We start from the raw sequence: 18,909 nt of genomic DNA on the forward strand, positions 1-18,909 counted from the left end.
GCCTGTCGCGAGGTGCCCGCTTCGCGGGATCGCCGATGCGATCGGCTCCCACCTCCGGGGGTGGCTACCGGAGGGTGGGAGCCGATCGTATCGGCGATGGGTTCGCGACGAGGATCAACCGTGCCGGGACAGCCAGGCAGCGCACGGCAGCCCGCCGAAGAGGTCGGCCGCGGCGACGGTCCCGCCCTCGACGGTCGCCTCACCCAGCACCGACGTCCAGTCCCCGTCGGGAAGCTGCAACGTCGTTCCTTCCCAGCACGCCGCCGGGATCGCGGGGCCGTCGGCACCGCCCAGCCAGCGGGCCGTGTGCCGGGCGACGGCGACCACGAGACGCTCGCCGCGGCGCTCCCGGACGAACGCGAGCACATGGTCCGCCGCGGGTCCCGTCGCGTCGAGCGCCCGGTACCCGCCCTGGGCGAACAGGTCAGGATGCTTCGCGCGCAGCCGCAGGAGCCGCGCGATGACGGCCTGCTTGATCCCTCCCCCGCGCCACGTCGGCAGCAGCTCCGCGGGAGCCAGGTCCCGTTCGAGCGACGCCCGGCGCGCCGCGAAATCGACCGGCCGCCGGTTGTCCGGGTCGACCAGGCTGAAGTCCCAGTAGTCGGTGCCCTGATACAGGTCCGGCACGCCGGGCGTGGTCAGGCGGAGCACCGTCTGGGCCAGGCCGTTCGCCGCGCCGGGCGCCGCGATGTAGCCGGCGAACGCCGCCAGTTCGCCTGCCGCGTCGCCCGACAGCAGCGCGCGCAGGAAATCCTCGCAGGCGTCCTCGTAGGGTTCGTTGGGCGAGGTCCAGCGCGTCCAGCGCTTGGCCTCGCGCAGCGCCTTGCGCTGCCACGCGGCGATCCGGGAGGCGAAGCGCTCGACGCCTTCCTGATCGTCGGGCGCCAGATCGAGCGGCCAGGCGCCCACCAGCATCTGGTAGAGCATCAGTTCCTCGGACGCCGACGGCGCCATGCGGCCCTCGGCCCGCTGGCGCAGGTCGGCGTGACGCGCCCGCCATCTCTCGACCGTCACCACCCACCGACCGGCCTCCTCGGAAAGCACTGCGAGCCGCGCCCTGAGGTCCTCGCCCCGCTTGTGGTCGTGCGTGGCCGTGGCGAGCAGGTTGTGCGGCACGGTGTCGGCGCGCTCGATGCAACGCGCGTGGAATTCCGCAGGGGGCATCGCGAGGTGCGCGGCGTCCACGCCCACCTCGTTACGCGACAGCAGGCGGCCGTATCGGTAGCCCGCCGTGTCTTCCACGGCTTTCGCGGCGACCGGCGACGTGGCCTGCTGGAAGACGGCGATGGCCCGTTCGCGCGCACGTCGCACCGGGCCCGGCGGCAGCGCGCGCGGCGCCTCGCCGCCCAGCCAACGGGCCACCAGGTGCAGCAGGTCGACGTCTTCCACGCGGATGGTGCGCAGCGCGCCCTCGACCGCGCGGGCGAACACCGCTTCGTCGTACGCGTCGCGCCCCGTGCCGCCCGCGTACGTGCGATAGACGGGGAAATGCACGAGCAGCTCGACGAGCACACGGCGGATGGCGGCCAGCGACACGTCCCGCGTCGCCACGTCGGCGCGCGCCGCGGCGAACAGCGCGCGCGCGGTGCGATCGAGTTCCGCTTCGAAGCTGTCGACGAGGATCTGCCGCCGCGCGCGCACCGCCTGCGTACCGAAGTCGGCGGCGTCGCCCGTGAGGCTGCGCCACAGACCGGTCAACGACGACTCGCCGGCTTCGTCGTGGAGCACGGCCGACACCTGGTCCATGAACTCGTAGCCCGTCGTGCCGTCCGTGCGCCAGTCGAGGCGCAGCGCCTCGTCGTGCGCGAGGATCTTCTCGACGACGAGGTACGCGGCGTCGCGCGGCGCACCCTCAGGCCGTGTCGGACGAAGGCGTTCCAGCCGATGCCGCAGCTGGCGGCAGTAGCGGCGCGGATCGGCGAGGCCGTCCACGTGGTCGCAGCGCACGCCGTCGATCAGCCCCTCGGCGTAAAGCCGGAAGATCGTCTTGTGCGTGTCCTCGAACACGGCCGTGCGTTCGATACGCAGGCCGGCGAGTTCGTTGATGTCGAAGAAGCGGCGGTAGTTGACCATGTCGCTCGCGAGCTTCCAGAACGCGAGGCGGTAATGCTGTTTCTCGATGAGCGCATGCAGCGCCGCCCTGCCCTCGTCGGTCGACGCGTCGTGCGTGGCCGCGGCATCGTCGGCGAGGCCGGCCACCGTCGCCGGCGCGAGCGGCAGGCGATCGTCGTAGACCCGGAGCACCCATTCGCCGCGCCGGTGTTCCAGTTTCAGGTGCCCGCCGCGCAGCGTCTCGTCGTAGCCCGCCCCGAGGATCGGCAGCAGCAGCCTTCCCCGCAGCAGCGGATCGGGGGCTTGCCAGTCGATGTCGAAGTAGCCGGCGTAGCGGCTCTCGCGGCCGTGCCTGAGCACGTCCATCCACCATGCGTTCCCCACACCCACGCCCATGTGGTTGGGCACGATGTCGACCACAAGGCCCATGCGATGGTCGCGCAACGCCTTGACGAGACGACGCAGCGCGTCCTCGCCGCCGATCTCGGGATTGACCTCATGACAATCGACCACGTCGTAGCCATGCGTCGAACCGGCGCGCGCGCGCAGGATCGGCGAGGCGTAGAGATGGCTGACGCCGAGGCTAGCGTAGTAAGGAACGACGCCCGCGGCGTCGTCGAGCGTGAAGCCCGCATGGAACTGCAGGCGCGCCAGTGCGCGCGGAGGACTCATGAACGGTTCCGGGTCTGGTCGATGGCGGAGCAGACCGCATGGGCGATGGGGCCGTCGAACAGGCGCGCCGAGGAATCGGGCATGCGCCGCCGCCAGTTGGGATGCACGGCGTCGGTCGGGCCCGGCAGGTTCGGCTGCTCGTGCAGTCCGAGCACGTCCTCCACCGGGAAGATCGCCAAAGGTGCGGGCGCGAGGGACACGTGACGCGCGGCCGCCACGACGACCGGTGAGATGTCGTCCTGAGCGGGAAGCGGCTCCTCGTTCCACGCGGAGCCGGAGGCGTAGAGCGCGCGCCAGAGCATGTGCCGGTCCGTCTCGCGTTCGGCCGCCTCATCGACGTCGGGATTGTCGAGGCCGGTCCGGCGTCGCCATTCGACATCGCGACCGCTCCACCAGCCGGCGACCGTCGGCACATCGTGCGTGCTCGTCGTCGCCATCGCCTCGCGCGACCACTCCGTCGGTGCGATGAAGCCGCCGTCCGCGGCGCGTTCGAACCAGAGCACGCGGATGCCGAGCAGCCCTTTCTCACCGATCGTCCCGCGGAAATCGGACGGCACCGTGCCGAGATCCTCGCCGATGACGATCGCGCGATGCAGGTGCGACTCCAGCGCGATGAGGCGCAGCATGTCCGTCAGCGGGTAACGCACGTACGCGCCTTCGGTCGCGCCGGCACCGTGCGGCACCATCCAGAGGCGCTTCAGCCCGAGCACGTGATCGATGCGGACGCCACCCGCATGCGCGAGGGCCGCGCGCAGCATGCCGATGAATCCACGGAACCCCGACTCGCGCAGGCCGCGCGGGGAGAACGTCGTCAGGCCCCAGTCCTGTCCGAGCCGGTTCAGCGCATCGGGCGGCGCGCCGACGGACAGGCCGCTGAGGACCTCGCCCTGGTGCGCCCAGGCGTGGCTGCCGCCCGAATCCGCGCCCACGGCGAGGTCGGCGATCAGGCCGATCTTCATGCCGGCGTCGCGCGCGGCCTGCTGCGCGCCGGCCAGGCCTTGCGACGCGAGCCATTGCAGCCAGGCGTGGAACGCCACCTCGCGCGAGTGCTCGCGCGCGAACGCCGCCACGGCCGGGCCCGCCGGATCGTGGAACTCCGCCGGCCATCCCTGCCAGCCGCCCGGACGCCCATGCGCGGTGAAGTCCGCATGCAACGCTTCGAAGCGCGCATGCCGTTCGAGCGGCTCGCCCTGTTCGCGGCGGAACGCCATGAAACGTTCGGAGCCCGCGAGGTCGACGGAGGCCCACTCGTAAACCGAACGCAGGATCGTCATGCGCGCACGCGCCGCGCGCGGCCAGTCGATCAGCTCCAGCCACTCGAGCTCGGCCAGCTCCTGGCGCAGGTTGTGCGTGTCGATCACGGCGCGCACCGTCTGCTCGCCACTCGTGCGCGTCGGGTCGATGTAGAGGCCGTTGAGGAAGAGGCGGCTCGACGGCGCATACGGGCTGTACCGCTCGGGCGCCGCCGCGAACAGCGCGTGCAGCGGGCTGATCGCGAGGGCGTCGGCGCCCTTCTCCGCCGCCGCGCGCGCGCACAGCTCCAGCGCGGTGAAGTCGCCAATGCCGCCATCGGACGGCCGGCGCAGGCCGGACATCTGCACGGCGATGCCCCAGGGACGATGCGCGTCGCGCACGTCCGCGACGCCGAAGCAACGCGACGGCGCCACGGCGAGCGTGACCTCGTCGTCGCCCAGGGCGAGCGTGTAATAGCCCGGCTCGGAAGGCGCCGCGATCTCGCGCTCGCTCGACGGCAGTTCGCCCTCGGAGACGATGCCGCCGTCTTCGCGCAGGATCTTCCAGGCCCGTCCGCGTGGCGAGGCCGGCAGCGCGAGCCGGCCCGCGGCGTCGGCGGTCAGCAACCGCGGGATCTCGCGACCGCTGCGCTCGTCCTCGATGCGCCGCAGGCTGGCCTCGATGTCGTCGGCGTTGTCCGCCGCGAGCCCGAGGGCACGCAGCACGGCGCGCAAGGTGTCGGGAGGCGTCACCTGCGGCCGGTCGAGCGCGTCCCGCCAGTGCACGTCGATGCCTGCCTGTTCGGCCAGTACGGCAAGGCGATCGTCGAGAGAGGCGTTCACGGGATCAGGACTCCAGGCTGGCAAGGGTGCGGCGCGCGGGGAGCACGCCGCGGGAAAGGGTCGCGATGTCGGCGGCATCGCCGTGGAGCCATGCCGATGTCGGAGAAGGTGGCGGGTCGACCGTGACGTCCTCGTCTCCGAGGTTGACGAAGAGCGTCAGCGTCGACGATCCGATCGTCCACGACGCGCGCAGCGCGCGCGCACCGAGCGCTACCGCGCCCGCTCCGCGCGCGCTCTCGATATGCGGCGCGACGTGCTTCTGGCGCAGGGCGATCAACTCGCGGAGCAGCACGCGTCGTGCCTCGCCCACGTCGGGGTCGCGCGACGGAATCGACGAGCGGAAGGTGTCGCCGTCGTTCGGATCGGGAATCTCCTCGCCGCCGAAGCTGGTGAACGCCTCGAATTCCCTGCGCCGGCCGTCACGAACCGCCCTGCGGAGATCCTCGTCGGGGAAGTCGGTGAAGAACAGGAACGGCGTGCGACTCGCCCACTCCTCGCCCATGAACAGGAGCGGCACGAAGGGCGCGAGGAGCAACAGCGCCAGCGCGGCCTCCATCGTCTCGGGTGCGATGAGCGTCGTCAGCCGATCGCCGAACGCGCGATTACCGACCTGGTCGTGGTTCTGCACGAAATTGACGAAGCGCGCGGCGGGCAGGTGACCGCTCGGTTCGCCGCGCCGACGGTTTCCCATCGCCTCGCCCTGGAACGCGAAGCCTTCCTGCAGGCTGCGCAGCAACTTCTCCATCGCCGCGGGATGGTAGTGCGCGTAGTAGCCCTCGTTCTCGTCCGTGACCAGCGCATGCAGCGCGTTGTGGAAGTCGTCGTTCCACTGCGCGTCGAAACGTCCCGGGCCGAGCAGGTTCGCCTGGTTCGCCTCGTTCTCGAGCACCAGGTGGACGTAGCGGTCGGGGCCCGTCGCCGCGCGCACGCGCGCGGCCAGCGACGAGAGCCAGCCCGGATTGCCGATGGCGTGGACGGCATCGAAGCGCAGGCCGTCGAAGCGGAACTCCTCGAGCCAGTACAGCGCGTTGTGCACAAAGAAATCGCCGACCTGCGGCGTGGCGACACCGATCGCCGCGCCCCACGGCGTGTGCGCCGACTCGTCGAAGAACGGCGACGCGTAGGCGCCGAGGTAATTTCCCTCGGGACCGAAATGGTTGTAGACCACGTCGAGGAATACCATGAGCCCGAGGTCGTGCGCCGTGTCGACCAGCGATTTGAGATCCTCCGGCGAGCCATAAGCCGCCGCCGGCGCGAAGGGCAGCACGCCGTCGTAGCCCCAGTTGCGCTCGCCCGGAAACTGCGCGATCGGCATCAGCTCCACCGCCGTGATGCCGAGCGACGCGAGGTGTGGCAGCACCATCTCCACGCCGTGGAACCCGCCGAGTGCGCCGACGTGCAGCTCGTAGATCACCGTCTCGCGCCACGGCCGGCCACGCCATTCCTGATTCCGCCATCGATAGGCGGCGAGATCGGTCACGACGCTGTAGCCATGGACGTCGCCGTCGAGCTGGCGACGGGAGGCCGGATCGGGCACCCCGTCGCGGCCGTCGATGCGGAACCGGTAGCCCGCGCCTTCCTCCACGGGACAGATGCACTCGAACCACCCATCGTCGAGCGCACGCATCGTCGTCGGTTCCGCCTCGTCGAATTCGATGACGACCTTCTCGGCGTCGGGCGCCCAGAGGCGAAAGCGCGTGCGTCCGTCGCCCAGGGGTTTGAAGCCATAAGGCATCGCATGGAACGACGCGGCGGTCATGCGCTCTCCAGCTTCACTGTCGCGGCGAGCAACACGACGCTACGACCCTGCACCTCGATCGACGGTTCGCTCCAGGGGATCTCCTGCGCGCCAGGCTCCGCCGTGTTGCAGCGCAGGCGCCAGTTCGCCCCGGGCTGCGGCAGGTGGAACACGTGGGTTTCCGGCGTCGCGTTGAGCATCACCAGCGTGACGTCCGCCCGCTTCTCGCCGTGCAGCTGCGCGCGGCGAACCGCGAGCAGGCGCCCCTCCGTGTAGCCCCAGGTTTCCTGGCTCATCTCGGTGCCGCTCTCGTCGAACCAGGCGACCTCCTTCATGCCGGGCACCACGTCGGTGTCGCCACGCAGGAAGTGCTTGGCCCGCAGCGTCGGGTGCTGCTCGCGCAGCCGCGTCAGCAGGCCGACGAAGTCGGTGAGTTGCCTGCCCGCGTCCGAGGTCGCCAGCTTCCAGTCGTACCAGGAGATGTCGTTGTCCTGGCAGTACGCGTTGTTGTTGCCCTGTTGCGTGCGGCCAAACTCGTCGCCGCCCAGCAGCATCGGCGTGCCGTGCGAGAAGAACAGCGTCGCCAGGATCGCGCGCTTGACGCGGTCGCGTTGGGTGCGGATGGCCGGATCATCGGTCGGACCTTCCACGCCGTAGTTGTAGCTCTCGTTGTCGTTGCCGCCGTCGCGATTGTCCTCGCCGTTGGCTTCGTTGTGCTTCTCGTTGTAGCTGACCAGATCCTCGAGCGTGAATCCGTCGTGCGCGGTGACGAAGTTGACCGAGGCCCAGGGCTTACGGCGCTGGTGGTCGAACAGGTCGCCGGAGGCCTGCAGGCGACCCGCGAGCGCGCCGCGCATGTTGGCGTCGCCCTTCCAGAACTTGCGGATGTCGTCGCGGTACTTGCCGTTCCACTCGGCGAAGCCCGGCGGGTGATTGCCGAGCTGGTAGCCGCCGGGCCCGATGTCCCATGGCTCCGAGATCAGTTTCACGTTGGCCAGCACGGGATCCTGGCGCATCGCGTCGAACATGCCGCAGTTCGGGTCGAAGCCCCGATCCCCCTCGCGCCCCAGGCTCACGCCCAGGTCGAAACGAAATCCGTCGACATGGAACGTCTGTACCCAGTAACGCAGGGAATCCATCACCAGCTGGAGCACGCGCGGATGCGCGGTGTTGACCGTGTTGCCGGTACCCGTGTCGTTGATGCAATAACGCGGGTTGTCCTCCATGAGCCGGTAATAACTCTTGTTGTCCAGGCCGCGGAACGACATCGTCGTGCCCAGCTCGCTGCCCTCGCAGGTGTGGTTGTAGACCACGTCGAGGATCACCTCGATGCCCGCCGCGTGCAGCGCCTGCACGGCGGCGCGGATCTCGTTGAGCGCCCCCTCCGCAAGATAGGCCGGCTCGGGGGCGAAGAACGCGAGCGTGTTGTAGCCCCAGTAGTTGCGCAGCTTCATCTCCGTCAGGCGACGGTCCTGAAGGTACGCGTGCACGGGCAGCAGCTCCACCGCTGTCACGCCGAGCTTGACGAGGTAGTCGATGACATACGGATCGGCCAGGGCGATGAACGTGCCGCGCTCGTGCTGACGGATGCGCTTGAGGTTCCTCGTGAAGCCTTTCAGGTGCGTTTCGTAGATGACCGTCTCGTTCCACGGCGTGTGCGGACGGTTGCCCTGCGTCCAGTGCATGGGTTCGTCGACCACCACGGCCTTCGGCATCGCCGCCGCGCTGTCGCGCCGGTCGAACGACAGGTCGGCGCGCGGCGAGGCCACGCGATACCCGTGCAGCGCGTCCGACCAGCGGACCTGGCCCTGCAGCAGACGCGCGTAAGGGTCCAGCAGGAGCTTGTTGGGGTTGAAACGGTGTCCTTCCTCCGGTGCGTACGGGCCGTGCGCGCGGAACCCGTACAACGTTCCCCCACGTACACGCGGCAGGTAGCCGTGGAACACTTCGTCCGTGCACTCGGGCAGGTCGTAACGCGCGATCTCGCGCTTGCCCGAGGGGTCGAAGAGACAGAGCTCGATTCGCTCGGCGTGGGCGGAGAAAACGGCGAAGTTGGTGCCCATGCCGTCGCAGGTCGCGCCCAGGGGATAGGGCGTGCCTGATTGCATGCGTTCGGGTAAGGCGGGCATCGTGATCCTGGTCAGTCGGCGACGAATAGAACGGTGGAAAGAGGTGGTAGGCTGACGACCAGCGACTGGTCGAAGCCATGCGAGGGCACGGACTGCGCGTGACGCTCGCCTTCGTTGCCCACGCCGGACCCGCCGTAGTCGGCGGCGTCCGAGTTGATCGCCTCCCGCCAGCGCCCACCTTCGGGCACGCCGATACGGAAACCGTGGCGAGGCGTCGGGGTCATGTTGCTGATTACCAGCACCGGCCGCGCGCCCTCGGCGAAGCGGAGCCACGCGAAAACGCTCTGCGCGGCGTCGTCGCCGATGACCCAGCGGAAACCGCGCGGATCGCTGTCCCACGCGTGCAGGGCGGGCGTCGCGGCATAGACGGCGTTCAGATCGCGGACGAGCTTCTGCACGCCGAGGTGCGCGGGATGGTCAAGCAGATCCCACGCGATCTGCGCATCGTGGTTCCACTCGTGCGGCTGGGCGATCTCGCCGCCGGTGAACAGCAGCTTCTTGCCCGGATGGGCCCACATGAATCCGTAATAGGCGCGAAGGTTGGCGAAGCGCTGCCACTCGTCGCCGGGCATGCGGCCCAGCAACGAGCGCTTGCCGTGGACGACCTCGTCGTGGGAAAGCGGAAGCACGAACTTCTCGGAATACGCGTAGACCATGCTGAAGGTCATCTCGCCGTGGTGGTATCGGCGATGGATCGGGTCGCGTGACATGTACTCCAGCGAGTCGTGCATCCAGCCCATGTTCCATTTGAACGTGAAGCCGAGGCCACCCTGCTCCACCGGCTGCGTCACGCCCGGCCACGCGGTCGACTCCTCGGCGATCGTCATGCAGTCCGGATGCCGCTCGGCGACGAGCTGGTTCACGCGGCGCAGGAAGGCGATCGACTCGAGGTTCTCGCGGCCGCCGTGGATGTTAGGCACCCACTCGCCATGCTTGCGCGAATAGTCGCGGTAGAGCATCGACGCGACGGCGTCGACACGCAGGCCGTCGACATGGAACCGCTCCAGCCACGCGAGCGCGCTGGCGACGAGGAACGCCGAGACCTCGTTGCGGCCGAGGTTGAAGATCAGCGTGTTCCAGTCCTGGTGGAAACCCTCGCGCGGGTCGGCGTGCTCGTAGAGCGGCGTGCCATCGAAGTGCGCGAGGCCATGGATGTCCGTCGGGAAGTGCGCGGGCACCCAGTCGACGATCACGCCGATGCCCGCCTCGTGGCAGCGATCGACGAAGCGCGCGAACGCTTCGGGCGTCCCGAAGCGCGACGTCGGTGCGAACTGGCCCAGCGGCTGGTAACCCCACGAGCCGCCGAAGGGATGCTCGGAGATCGGGAGCAACTCGATATGCGTGAAGCCCATCCCGGCGACGTAAGGGATCAGGCGTTCCCCGATCTCGTCCCAATGCAGGTCCTGGCCGTCCCTCCCGCGCAGCCACGAGCCGGCGTGCAGTTCGTAGATGGAGATCGGCGACCCGGCGTGATGCAGCGCGCCGCGTCGGCGCAGCCACTCGTCGTCGGTCCAGCGGAAGGCTGTCGGATCCGCGACGATGGATGCCGTCGCCGGTGGCAGCTCGGCGGCGAGCGCGACGGGATCCGCCCGCTGGGTCAGCGATCCGTCGGCACCCCAGATCTCGTACTTGTAGCGCGCGCCCGGCAGCAGCCCGGGGACGAAAAGCTCCCAGACGCCGGCCGGCACGCGCTTGCGCATCGGATGGCGACGGCCGTCCCAGCTGTCGAAGTCGCCGACCACGCTGACCCGCTGCGCGTTCGGCGCCCACACAGCGAAACGCACGCCGTGCACCCCATCGACCGTGACCGGATGGGCGCCAAGGCAGCGGAACAGTTCGATGTGCTGGCCATCGGAAAGCTGCCGCAGGTCGTCGTCGCCGAGCAGCGTGCCGAAGGCATAAGGGTCGTGCGTTTCGTGGGTGGCGGCCGGCCAGTGCACGCGCAGGCGATAGCCCACGTCGCCATCGACGAAGCCGGCGAAGAGGCCGTCGGCGTGGACGCGCTCGAGCTCGCCGAGCACGCCGCCCGAGGCGTCGATCGCTTCCACCGCCGTCGCGCCGGGCTGCAGGCTGCGCACGACGCGCCGCCCGTCCACCGTGTGCGGCCCGAGGATCGCGAACGGGTCGCCATGCCGGCCTTCGACCAGCGCGTCGATCGCGGCCCCGTCGCCGAGACCGTAAGTGCGGGGATCGGTCACGTGTCCTCCTTCAGTTCGTTCGCGGTATCGCCCCGCGCGACGCTGAGCAGTCCACGCAGCGGGACGTCCAGCCAGCCCGGGCGATTCGCCGCCTCGTACACGACCTCGTAGGCCGCCTTCTCGATGACGAAGAGCTCGAGCACGGGCGCGAGCGCGTCCGCGTCGATCCAGCGGACGGGTGCCGCGTCGAGCACGTCGCGGTAAGCCGCGAGGAACACGCGCGTCGAGCGCTCGCGGAAGCGTGCGAGGTAATCGACGAACCCTTCGTCCTCGACGGGCGCGAGCCCGTCCTCGCCACGGCGAGCCATCGCCGCCGCGTAGTCGAGCGAGCGCAGGAAGCCCGCCACGTCGCGCAGCGGCGACGTCTTCGCGCGCCGCTCCTCGAGCGACCGCGCCGGCTCGCCCTCGAAGTCGATGATGTACGCGTCGTCCTGCACGACCAGGATCTGGCCGAGGTGGAAATCGCCGTGGGTGCGCGTCGTCGGCGCACCGACGCCCGCACGGGCGAGCGTGGCGATGCGATCGCCCAAGGCGCCGGCGTAGCCGCGCAGCGCCTCCGCTTCGGCGGCGAGGCTTTCCGACAGCTCGTGCGTGGCATCGACCGATGCCAGCGCGCGCTCGACCTGGGCGCGGATGGCATCCCGCCACGCGTCGGCGGTCTTCGCGTCCGCCTTCTCCGGCGAGAACGCAGGGAGCTCGGACGGCTTCGCGAGCAACGCATGGAGTTCGGCCAGACGCGTGCCCACGGCGGCCGCGAAAGCGTCGTAACCGGCCTCGATCTCCGCCCTGCGCTCGTCGTCGGCCGAGTGGCCGTACTCGTCGTAGCTGCGGCGCAGGAAATCCAGCGTCCAGCGCCAGGCATCGCCCTGGTTGCGCAGGAAGCCCTGCAACACCGCGAGCGTGGTGCGCTCGCCGTGCTCGCCGACCCGCACGACCTCGCCCAGCAACGGTGCCGTATTGGCGTAGCCGTGCTCCGTGAGGAACCGGCCCATCTCGACCTCGGGATTCACTCCGGCGGACGTACGCCGGAACAGCTTCACGACGCCCGCGTCGTGCAGGATCATCGAACTGTTCGACTGCTCACCCGCCAGCCAGCGGTTCTCGATCGCCGGATCGAAGTCGACCGCGCCGAACGCATCGGTGGTCTCGAAACGCACCGATCCATCGTGCAGCGGCAGCTCCGTGCCGTTGCGCAGGCCGACCAACAGGCCGCTGGCGAAGGCGTCGAGGGCGAAACCATCGGTAAGCAGGCCGATACGGCGACCGCGGCGCACGCGTGCCAATGCAAGCTGCTGTGCACGCGCGCTCGGGTTCTCGTCTTCCCAAACGATGCCCGCCGGCAGGCTGTAGCGCTCGGTGCCGCCGTCGGAGAGCGTCGCCTCGACCTCGGTGAGGATGAGGTCGTCACCGCGATCGGGCCAGGGCACCGCGTAAAGGATCTTCACTCCCTCGATGCCACGATCCTTCGAGGCGAACCAGCGGCGCACCGCGAGGTAGCCCGGCAGCACCTGTTTCTCGATGACGCCACGGTGGTGCGCCATGACCGGACCTTCGACCAGCGCGCCGCGCAGCACCAGCGTCTCGTAATCGGGCATCGGCTCGGCCGGCACCTCGTGCCACGAGGGCATCTGCGCGTTCGGGCAGATCTGGAACGCGTAGAAGCCGTAAGGCGGCACGGTGAGCAGGTACGGCAGCTGACCGATCGGCGGGAACGACGACCCGCCGACGATGTCGATCGGCACGCTGCCGTCGAACGCCGCCAGGTCGAGCTCGACCGCCTGAAGCGCGCGCGACATGTTCGCCACGCACAGCACGTGTTCGCCGCCGAACTCGCGCAGGTACGCCAGAACCTTGCGGTTACCGGGGTAGAGGAATTTCAGCGTGCCGCGACCGAACGCCTTGTAGCGCTTGCGCACCGCGAGCATGCGGCGCGTCCAGTTCAGCAGCGAATGCGGATCGCGCGACTGCGCCTCGACGTTGATCGCCTGATAACCGTAGAGCGGATCCATGATCGGCGGCAGCACGAGGCTGGCGGGGTCGGCGCGCGAGAAGCCGCCGTTGCGGTCGACCGACCACTGCATCGGCGTGCGCACGCCGTCGCGGTCGCCGAGGTGGATGTTGTCGCCCATGCCGATCTCGTCGCCGTAGTACAGCACCGGCGTGCCGGGCATCGTCAGGAGCAGCGAGTTCATCAGTTCCACGCGGCGGCGATCGCGTTCCAGCAGCGGCGCGAGTCGACGGCGGATACCGAGGTTGATGCGCGCGCGGCGATCCGCGGCATAGGTCTGCCACAGGTAATCGCGCTCGCTGTCCGTCACCATCTCGAGCGTCAGCTCGTCATGGTTGCGCAGGAAGATGGCCCACTGGCAGTTCTCCGGGATCGCCGGGGTCTGGCGCATGATGTCCGTGATCGGAAAACGGTCCTCGCGGGCGATCGCCATGTACATGCGCGGCATCAGCGGGAAATGGAACGCCATGTGGCATTCGTCGCCTTCGCCGAAGTAATCCTGCGTGTCCTCCGGCCACTGGTTGGCCTCGGCCAGCAGCATGCGGTCGGGGTAATGCTGGTCGATCTCCGCGCGCATCATCTTGAGGATCTGATGCGTCTCGGGAAGGTTCTCGTTGTTCGTGCCCTCGCGTTCGATGAGGTACGGCACGGCGTCCAGCCGGAGCCCGTCGACACCCATGTCGAGCCAGAAGCGCATCACGTCCATCACGGCCTTGAGCACCGCGGGATTGTCGAAGTTCAGGTCGGGCTGGTGCGAAAAGAAGCGATGCCAGAAGTACTGGCCCGCGACCGGGTCCCAGGTCCAGTTGGACTTCTCGGTATCGAGGAAGATGATGCGCGTGCCGTCGTAGGCCTGGTCGGTGTCCGACCAGACGTAGAAATTGCGTGCCGCGGAGCCCTTCTTCGCGTGGCGAGCGCGCTGGAACCAGGGATGCTGGTCCGACGTATGGTTGATGACCAGCTCGGTGATCACGCGCAGGCCACGCGCATGCGCCTCGGCGATGAAGCGGCGGGCGTCGGCCAGCTTGCCGTAATCGGGATGCACCGCCTTGTACTCGGCGATGTCGTAACCGTCGTCGCGACGCGGACTCGGGTAGAACGGCAGCAGCCAGAGCGTGTTCACGCCGAGCTCCGCGATGTAGTCGAGCTTGTCGATGAGGCCCTGGAAGTCGCCCACGCCGTCGTCGTTGGCGTCGAAGTACGACTTCAGGTGCACCTGGTAGATGATCGCGTCCTTGTACCAGAGCGGATCGCTCGAGAAATCGGGAGCGACGGCCTTCTTCTTTCCTTTGCCGCGTGTTGCCATGGATCAGACTCCGGGAAGGCGGACGTGCCAGACGGCGTAAGGCTGGCCGAGGCCGAGCCATACGTGTTGAGTGGAGCCGCGCCAGATGAGGGGTTGGTCGTGGAGGAGGTCGTGCATGTCGAGCGCCGCGTCGGTGGCGATACCCCAGTCGCCAAGCGGCAACGTGAGATCCGCCGCCTGCGCGTTGTGCGGGTCCATGCTGATCGCGACGAGGACGAGGTCGTCGCCCGCGCGCTTTTCGAAGAACAGCACCTGGTCGTTGTTCGCGGGCAGGAAGCGCACGCCGAGGTGCGTCTGCAGTGCGGGGTGGGCGCGGCGGATGCGATTAAGGCGGGTGATCTCGGGCACGATGTTGCCCGGGGCGTCGAAGTCGCGGACGCGGATTTCGTACTTCTCGGAATCGAGGTACTCCTCCTTGCCCGGCATCGGCGCGGACTCGCAGATCTCGAAGCCCGAGTACATGCCCCACAGACCCGACAGCGTGGTCGCCAGCGCGGCGCGGATCAGGAAGCCGGGGCGGCCCGAGGTCTGCAGGAAGTACGGATTGATGTCCGGCGTGTTGACGAAGAAGTTGGGCCGGAAGAAATCCTTCGGCGGCGTGGTCGTCAGCTCGGTGAGGTAGTCGATGAATTCCTGTTTCGAGTTACGCCACGTGAAATAGGTGTACGACTGGCTGAAGCCGACCTTGGCGAGCCGGTACATCGGCTTCGGCCGCGTGAACGCCTCGGAGAGGAACAGCGCGTCGGGATACTTCGCGCGGACCCGGGCGATCATCCACTCCCAGAACGGGAACGGCTTCGTGTGCGGGTTGTCGACGCGGAACGTGCGGACGCCTTCCGCGGCCCAGAACAGCACCGCGTCGCAGAGCGCCTGCCAGAGCGAGGGGATCGCGCCGTCGGCGTAGAAGTCGACGTTGACGATGTCCTGGTACTTCTTCGGCGGGTTCTCGGCGTACTTGATGCTGCCGTCCGGCCGCCAGTCGAACCACTCGGGATGTTCCTTCAGCCACGGGTGATCCGGCGAGCACTGGATCGCGAAATCGAGCGCCAGCTCGAGGCCGTGTTCGTGCGCCGCGTCGCGCAGCGCGCGGAAATCCTCGAGCGTGCCGAGCTGCGGATGGATGTCCGTGTGGCCGCCGTCCGGCGAACCGATCGCGTACGGACTGCCCGGGTCGTCGGGCCCCGGCGTCAGCGTGTTGTTCGGCCCCTTGCGGAACGCCTTGCCGATCGGATGGATCGGCGGGAAGTACAGCACGTCGAATCCCATGTCGCGGATCGCCGGCAGGCGCGCGATCGTGTTGCGGAACGTGCCGTGCTTCGCCTTGTCGTCGGTCATCGAACGGGGGAACAGCTCGTACCAGCTGGCGAACTCGGCCTCGCGACGGTCGACCTCGATCACGAACGCCTGCGTCGTGCTCGCCCGTTCGCGCGGATCCGTCACGCTCATCAGCTCGACGGCGGCGTCGGACATCAGCAGAGCGAAGCGCTCGGCACCTTCCGTTTTGGCCGCGGCGGCCGCGAGGTTGCGCAAGGCCTTGGCCTTCGGACCCGAGGCGTCCTTCGCCCGCGCCTCGACGAGCAGCCTGCCCTCCTCCAGTTCGAGCGCGATGTCCACGCCGGCGGCATGCTTGACCTCCACCTCGTGGTGCCAGGTCGCGTAGCGGTCGTGCCATGCCTCGACCTGGAACTCGTGGCGCCCGATGCGCGTCGGCGTGAAGCTGCCGACATGCATGTCGTTGTTCTCCAGGACCATCGGCGCCTCGCGCCAGCCTTTTTCGTCCTGCGCGCGGTGGCGCAGCCGCGCCGCGAGCACGTCGTGCCCGTCCATGAAGATGTCGGCGGTGACACGAATCGCCTTGCCGACGACGCGTTTCGCCGGGAACCGGCCGCCATCGACCGTGGGCTGCACGGCTTCGACGATGACACGCGGCGCCGACGTGGCACCCTGCAGCACCTCCTTCTGCGCCGACGCGCCGAGCTTGCGCTTGATCGGCGCGGACGGCGTGCCCGTCAGCGTCACGACCGCGCCGGGCTCCAGCACGAGGCTGTCGCCCTGATCGAACACCTTGCGGCCGTCCGCGGCCGTCCAGGGAGCGAAATGGCTCGCGGCCCCGGCCAGCGCGTCGGCCGCGGTCACGACGACGTCGCGGTCGAGCGATGCGTTCACCACGGTCAACGTCGCCCTTGCCGCCGTGCGAGGATCCGCGCCGTCGACGCCGAGGAACGTGGCCACGCCGGCATGCAGCGTGATCGCGGGAAGCGTCGCCACCTGATCGGCGACCGCCGCGTTGGCGGTCTTGACGCATGCGGTGAGGTCGACGGCCGCGTTCGCGGCGAGTTGCCCCGGCGTGACAGGTGCACCGCGCCGCGGATCGAGCGCGTCGTGCACGGCGAACTCGAAGCCCATCGGCATCATCCAGCCCGCCGGCGATGTCGCGCAGAACGCGATGGCGCGCCGGTACGCGTGATCGAGCTGATTCTCTTCGCCCAGTTCGTCGCCCAGCCGTGGCGCGAAGGGCTCTTCCACGCAGGCCAACGCGGGCGCGACCGTCGCGAGACGCTCCGCCTCGTCGATGAACCACGGCGCACGGAAATCCCACCACGCCGCCGAGGACACCACCGCCTCGAAACCCGCGCCACGCAGACCGTCGAGTTCGTCAGGCGTGATGCCGGGAGTCCAGGCGAGGAAGGCGGCGCGAGCGGTGCCCCCGTTGACGGTATCGATCAGCGTCTTCCATACGGCGGCACGCAGGCGCTGCGGATGCATGAGGCGGAAACCCGAGACGCCGGCGTCGACCCAGCGTCGCAGGCGATCCGTCCACCAGCCGGTCGCTTCGTCCACGACCTCCGGGTCGTTGAGACGCCAGCGCGCGCTGTCGCTCTCGCTAGGCGTCCAGCGCGGGTCCGGCGTGCCATGCTGCGCCGCCACCGCGCGGAACCACTCCGGATGCTCGGCCCGGACGGTCGCGTCAGACGCGATCTCGTCCAGCGGCAGGTCGAGCCAGAGTTCGAGTCCCCGCGCGCGGCAGGCCTTCGCGATCTGGGCGAGGCGCGTCGTGGCGTCGCCGTCGGCGGCGATCGCCGCGTTGAGCCGGTCGAAGTCCCTCGTGACGAAGATATCGCCGCAGGGCGAGGCGTCGAACGGCGGAGCGACGAGAAGCTGGCGAAACCCCAGCGAGGCGGCGTGATCGATCCACGCGTTCCATGCGGTCATGGGCCCCGCGAGCAGCGGATGCAGATAGTAGATGCGAAAGGGCGCACTCGGGCTGGCCGACATCGGACTCGTGTTCCTTGGGCAATGGACACAAGCATGCCGGGCCGGATGTGTGCATCGTGCCAATGACCCGGGCACGCGAAGGCCTCCACAGTGACGCATCCGGGTGTTGCGGGTTCGTGAATCCGCGGCGGTCTCTCGGAAGAAACGTGAGCGGCCGGGGCGCGGTCGCTCGTGTCATCGCCCCGCCGTGGGCACCGGCGTGCGCCGGTGCGACGGTGAGGGGCTTGTCGCGTGCGAGGCGACGGATGAAGCACGAACGGCCAAGGGCGGTCGCTCGTGTCATCGCCTCGCCGTGGACACCGGCGTGCGCCGGTGCGACGGTGAGGGACACTGAAGCGCACCTCCGTCCTCCTCACCGTCGCACCGGCGCACGCCGGTGCCCACGGCGGGGCGCCCGGGCAGGCGAGATCGCGTCCCGAGTGCGCTTGGAAACCCGCCCGAAGCCGGCCGTGCGGATGGTCTCCCGCTTACTGCCCGAACTTGATCTCTTCGCCCTCGTGACCGCGGTCCCAGCCGCGCAGTTCGTCGCGGATGTGCGCGATGCGCTGGCGACCCAGCGCGTTGCGCTCCTCGTCGAGTACGAGGCCGTCGAGGAGTTCGGCGAGGCGCTGGGCCGTGGGGAGCATGGCGTCCCAGGCGTCCAGCGCCGGGATCGGGCCCGGGAGGGCCATGAAGAAGGACAGGCCCGGCGTCTGCAGGGTCGCGATGCGGGCCATGTCGAAGTTGCCTGGCTTGACCAGGTTGGCGACGCTGAAGATCGGGCCCTTCTCGGGGTGACCGTCGACCAGGCGATGGTAGATACCCATGTCGCCGAACTCGAGGCCGGCCTTCTCGGCCGCGACGACAAGATCGGAACCGTTGAACCGGCTGCCCTCGCGCGACACGACATACAGACTGACGATGCGCTCGACGGGCGCGCTGGGCGGCCGGCGACCAAGGTCGGAACGCGGCGGCGCCTTCGGCGGCGGTGCAGGCGCGGGCGCCGGTGCCGGAATCGGTGCGGGTGCCGGCGTCACGGCGTCGTCGACGTCGAACGGCAGGTCGAGGCGGGGATCGACGCGGGCCCCGCGTTGCGCCGGGTTCTCGCGCAGCACGGGCGCGGCGGACTCGGTCTGCTCGCCCGCGAGCGACGCACCGAGACGCTCCAGTTCGGCGCGGAGGTCGACGTCGAGTTCGCCCTGCGCGGGACGCGGCGCGAAAAGCGGATCGTTCGCGTCCTCGTCGCGTGCGCTGAAGGAGGCGACCGGTTCCACATCATCCCCGCCCTCTTCGCCGAAGACCGGCTCGCGGCGCTCACGCGCGCGCTCCGGCTGCTCCTGCACCGGCTTGCGCCTGCCCTGCTCCTTGCGCGGCTGGCCGAAGAGCCAGAGCAGCACGAGGACGACGATGCCGACGAAGAGCATCGGGATGCCAACCGCGGGATTCCAGGCGAGGCCGATGGCGGGGGTCATGGTT

Annotated in this window: 8 protein-coding genes; all 8 read right to left on the reverse strand. The window is 69.2% G+C overall.

Annotation, left to right across the window (positions count from 1 at the left end; all coding sequences use genetic code 11):
* Positions 1 to 114: 114 nt before the first annotated feature.
* Positions 115 to 2,724, reverse strand: coding sequence for a malto-oligosyltrehalose synthase (treY, locus tag BMY69_RS05055; RefSeq protein WP_090175781.1), 2,610 nt, complete (start codon positions 2,722 to 2,724; stop codon positions 115 to 117).
* Complete coding sequence (gene malQ, locus BMY69_RS05060) at positions 2,721 to 4,799, reverse strand: 4-alpha-glucanotransferase (protein ID WP_218143125.1); 2,079 nt, start codon at positions 4,797 to 4,799, stop codon at positions 2,721 to 2,723. Before malQ ends, treY begins: the two co-directional genes overlap by 4 nt.
* A 4-nt stretch (positions 4,800 to 4,803) precedes the next feature.
* Positions 4,804 to 6,558 carry a malto-oligosyltrehalose trehalohydrolase gene (gene treZ, locus BMY69_RS05065; RefSeq protein WP_090175785.1) on the reverse strand — a complete coding sequence of 585 codons (1,755 nt, stop codon included), beginning with the start codon at positions 6,556 to 6,558 and terminating at the stop codon, positions 4,804 to 4,806.
* The gene (gene glgX / locus BMY69_RS05070; RefSeq protein WP_090052877.1) at positions 6,555 to 8,666 is read right to left on the reverse strand and encodes a glycogen debranching protein GlgX; all 2,112 of its coding nucleotides are present in this window, start codon (positions 8,664 to 8,666) and stop codon (positions 6,555 to 6,557) included. The genes treZ and glgX overlap by 4 nt, the downstream gene beginning before the upstream one ends.
* 11 nt (positions 8,667 to 8,677) lie before the next feature.
* Entirely contained in the window at positions 8,678 to 10,822 is a 2,145-nt protein-coding gene (gene glgB / locus BMY69_RS05075) for a 1,4-alpha-glucan branching protein GlgB (protein WP_218143141.1), read from the reverse strand.
* A gap of 38 nt (positions 10,823 to 10,860) precedes the next feature.
* Positions 10,861 to 14,178, reverse strand: coding sequence for a maltose alpha-D-glucosyltransferase (gene treS, locus BMY69_RS05080; protein ID WP_090175789.1), 3,318 nt, complete (start codon positions 14,176 to 14,178; stop codon positions 10,861 to 10,863).
* A gap of 3 nt (positions 14,179 to 14,181) precedes the next feature.
* The gene (locus BMY69_RS05085; RefSeq protein ID WP_255364467.1) at positions 14,182 to 17,454 is read right to left on the reverse strand and encodes a maltotransferase domain-containing protein; all 3,273 of its coding nucleotides are present in this window, start codon (positions 17,452 to 17,454) and stop codon (positions 14,182 to 14,184) included.
* Positions 17,455 to 17,921: 467 nt separating this feature from the next.
* Complete coding sequence (gene zipA / locus BMY69_RS05090) at positions 17,922 to 18,905, reverse strand: cell division protein ZipA (RefSeq protein ID WP_090175793.1); 984 nt, start codon at positions 18,903 to 18,905, stop codon at positions 17,922 to 17,924.
* Positions 18,906 to 18,909: the final 4 nt, after the last annotated feature.

This window comes from Luteibacter sp. UNC138MFCol5.1, from assembly GCF_900110505.1.
Lineage (GTDB): Bacteria > Pseudomonadota > Gammaproteobacteria > Xanthomonadales > Rhodanobacteraceae > Luteibacter.

What these genes read in the sequence shown, in the direction of transcription:
- BMY69_RS05085 (WP_255364467.1), bottom strand. Translation starts at nt 17,454, where the DNA reads ATGTCGGCCAGCCCGAGTGCGCCCTTTCGCATCTACTATCTGCATCCG.
- treZ (WP_090175785.1), bottom strand. Translation starts at nt 6,558, where the DNA reads ATGACCGCCGCGTCGTTCCATGCGATGCCTTATGGCTTCAAACCCCTG.
- zipA (WP_090175793.1), bottom strand. Translation starts at nt 18,905, where the DNA reads ATGACCCCCGCCATCGGCCTCGCCTGGAATCCCGCGGTTGGCATCCCG.
- glgX (WP_090052877.1), bottom strand. Translation starts at nt 8,666, where the DNA reads ATGCCCGCCTTACCCGAACGCATGCAATCAGGCACGCCCTATCCCCTG.
- treY (WP_090175781.1), bottom strand. Translation starts at nt 2,724, where the DNA reads ATGAGTCCTCCGCGCGCACTGGCGCGCCTGCAGTTCCATGCGGGCTTC.
- treS (WP_090175789.1), bottom strand. Translation starts at nt 14,178, where the DNA reads ATGGCAACACGCGGCAAAGGAAAGAAGAAGGCCGTCGCTCCCGATTTC.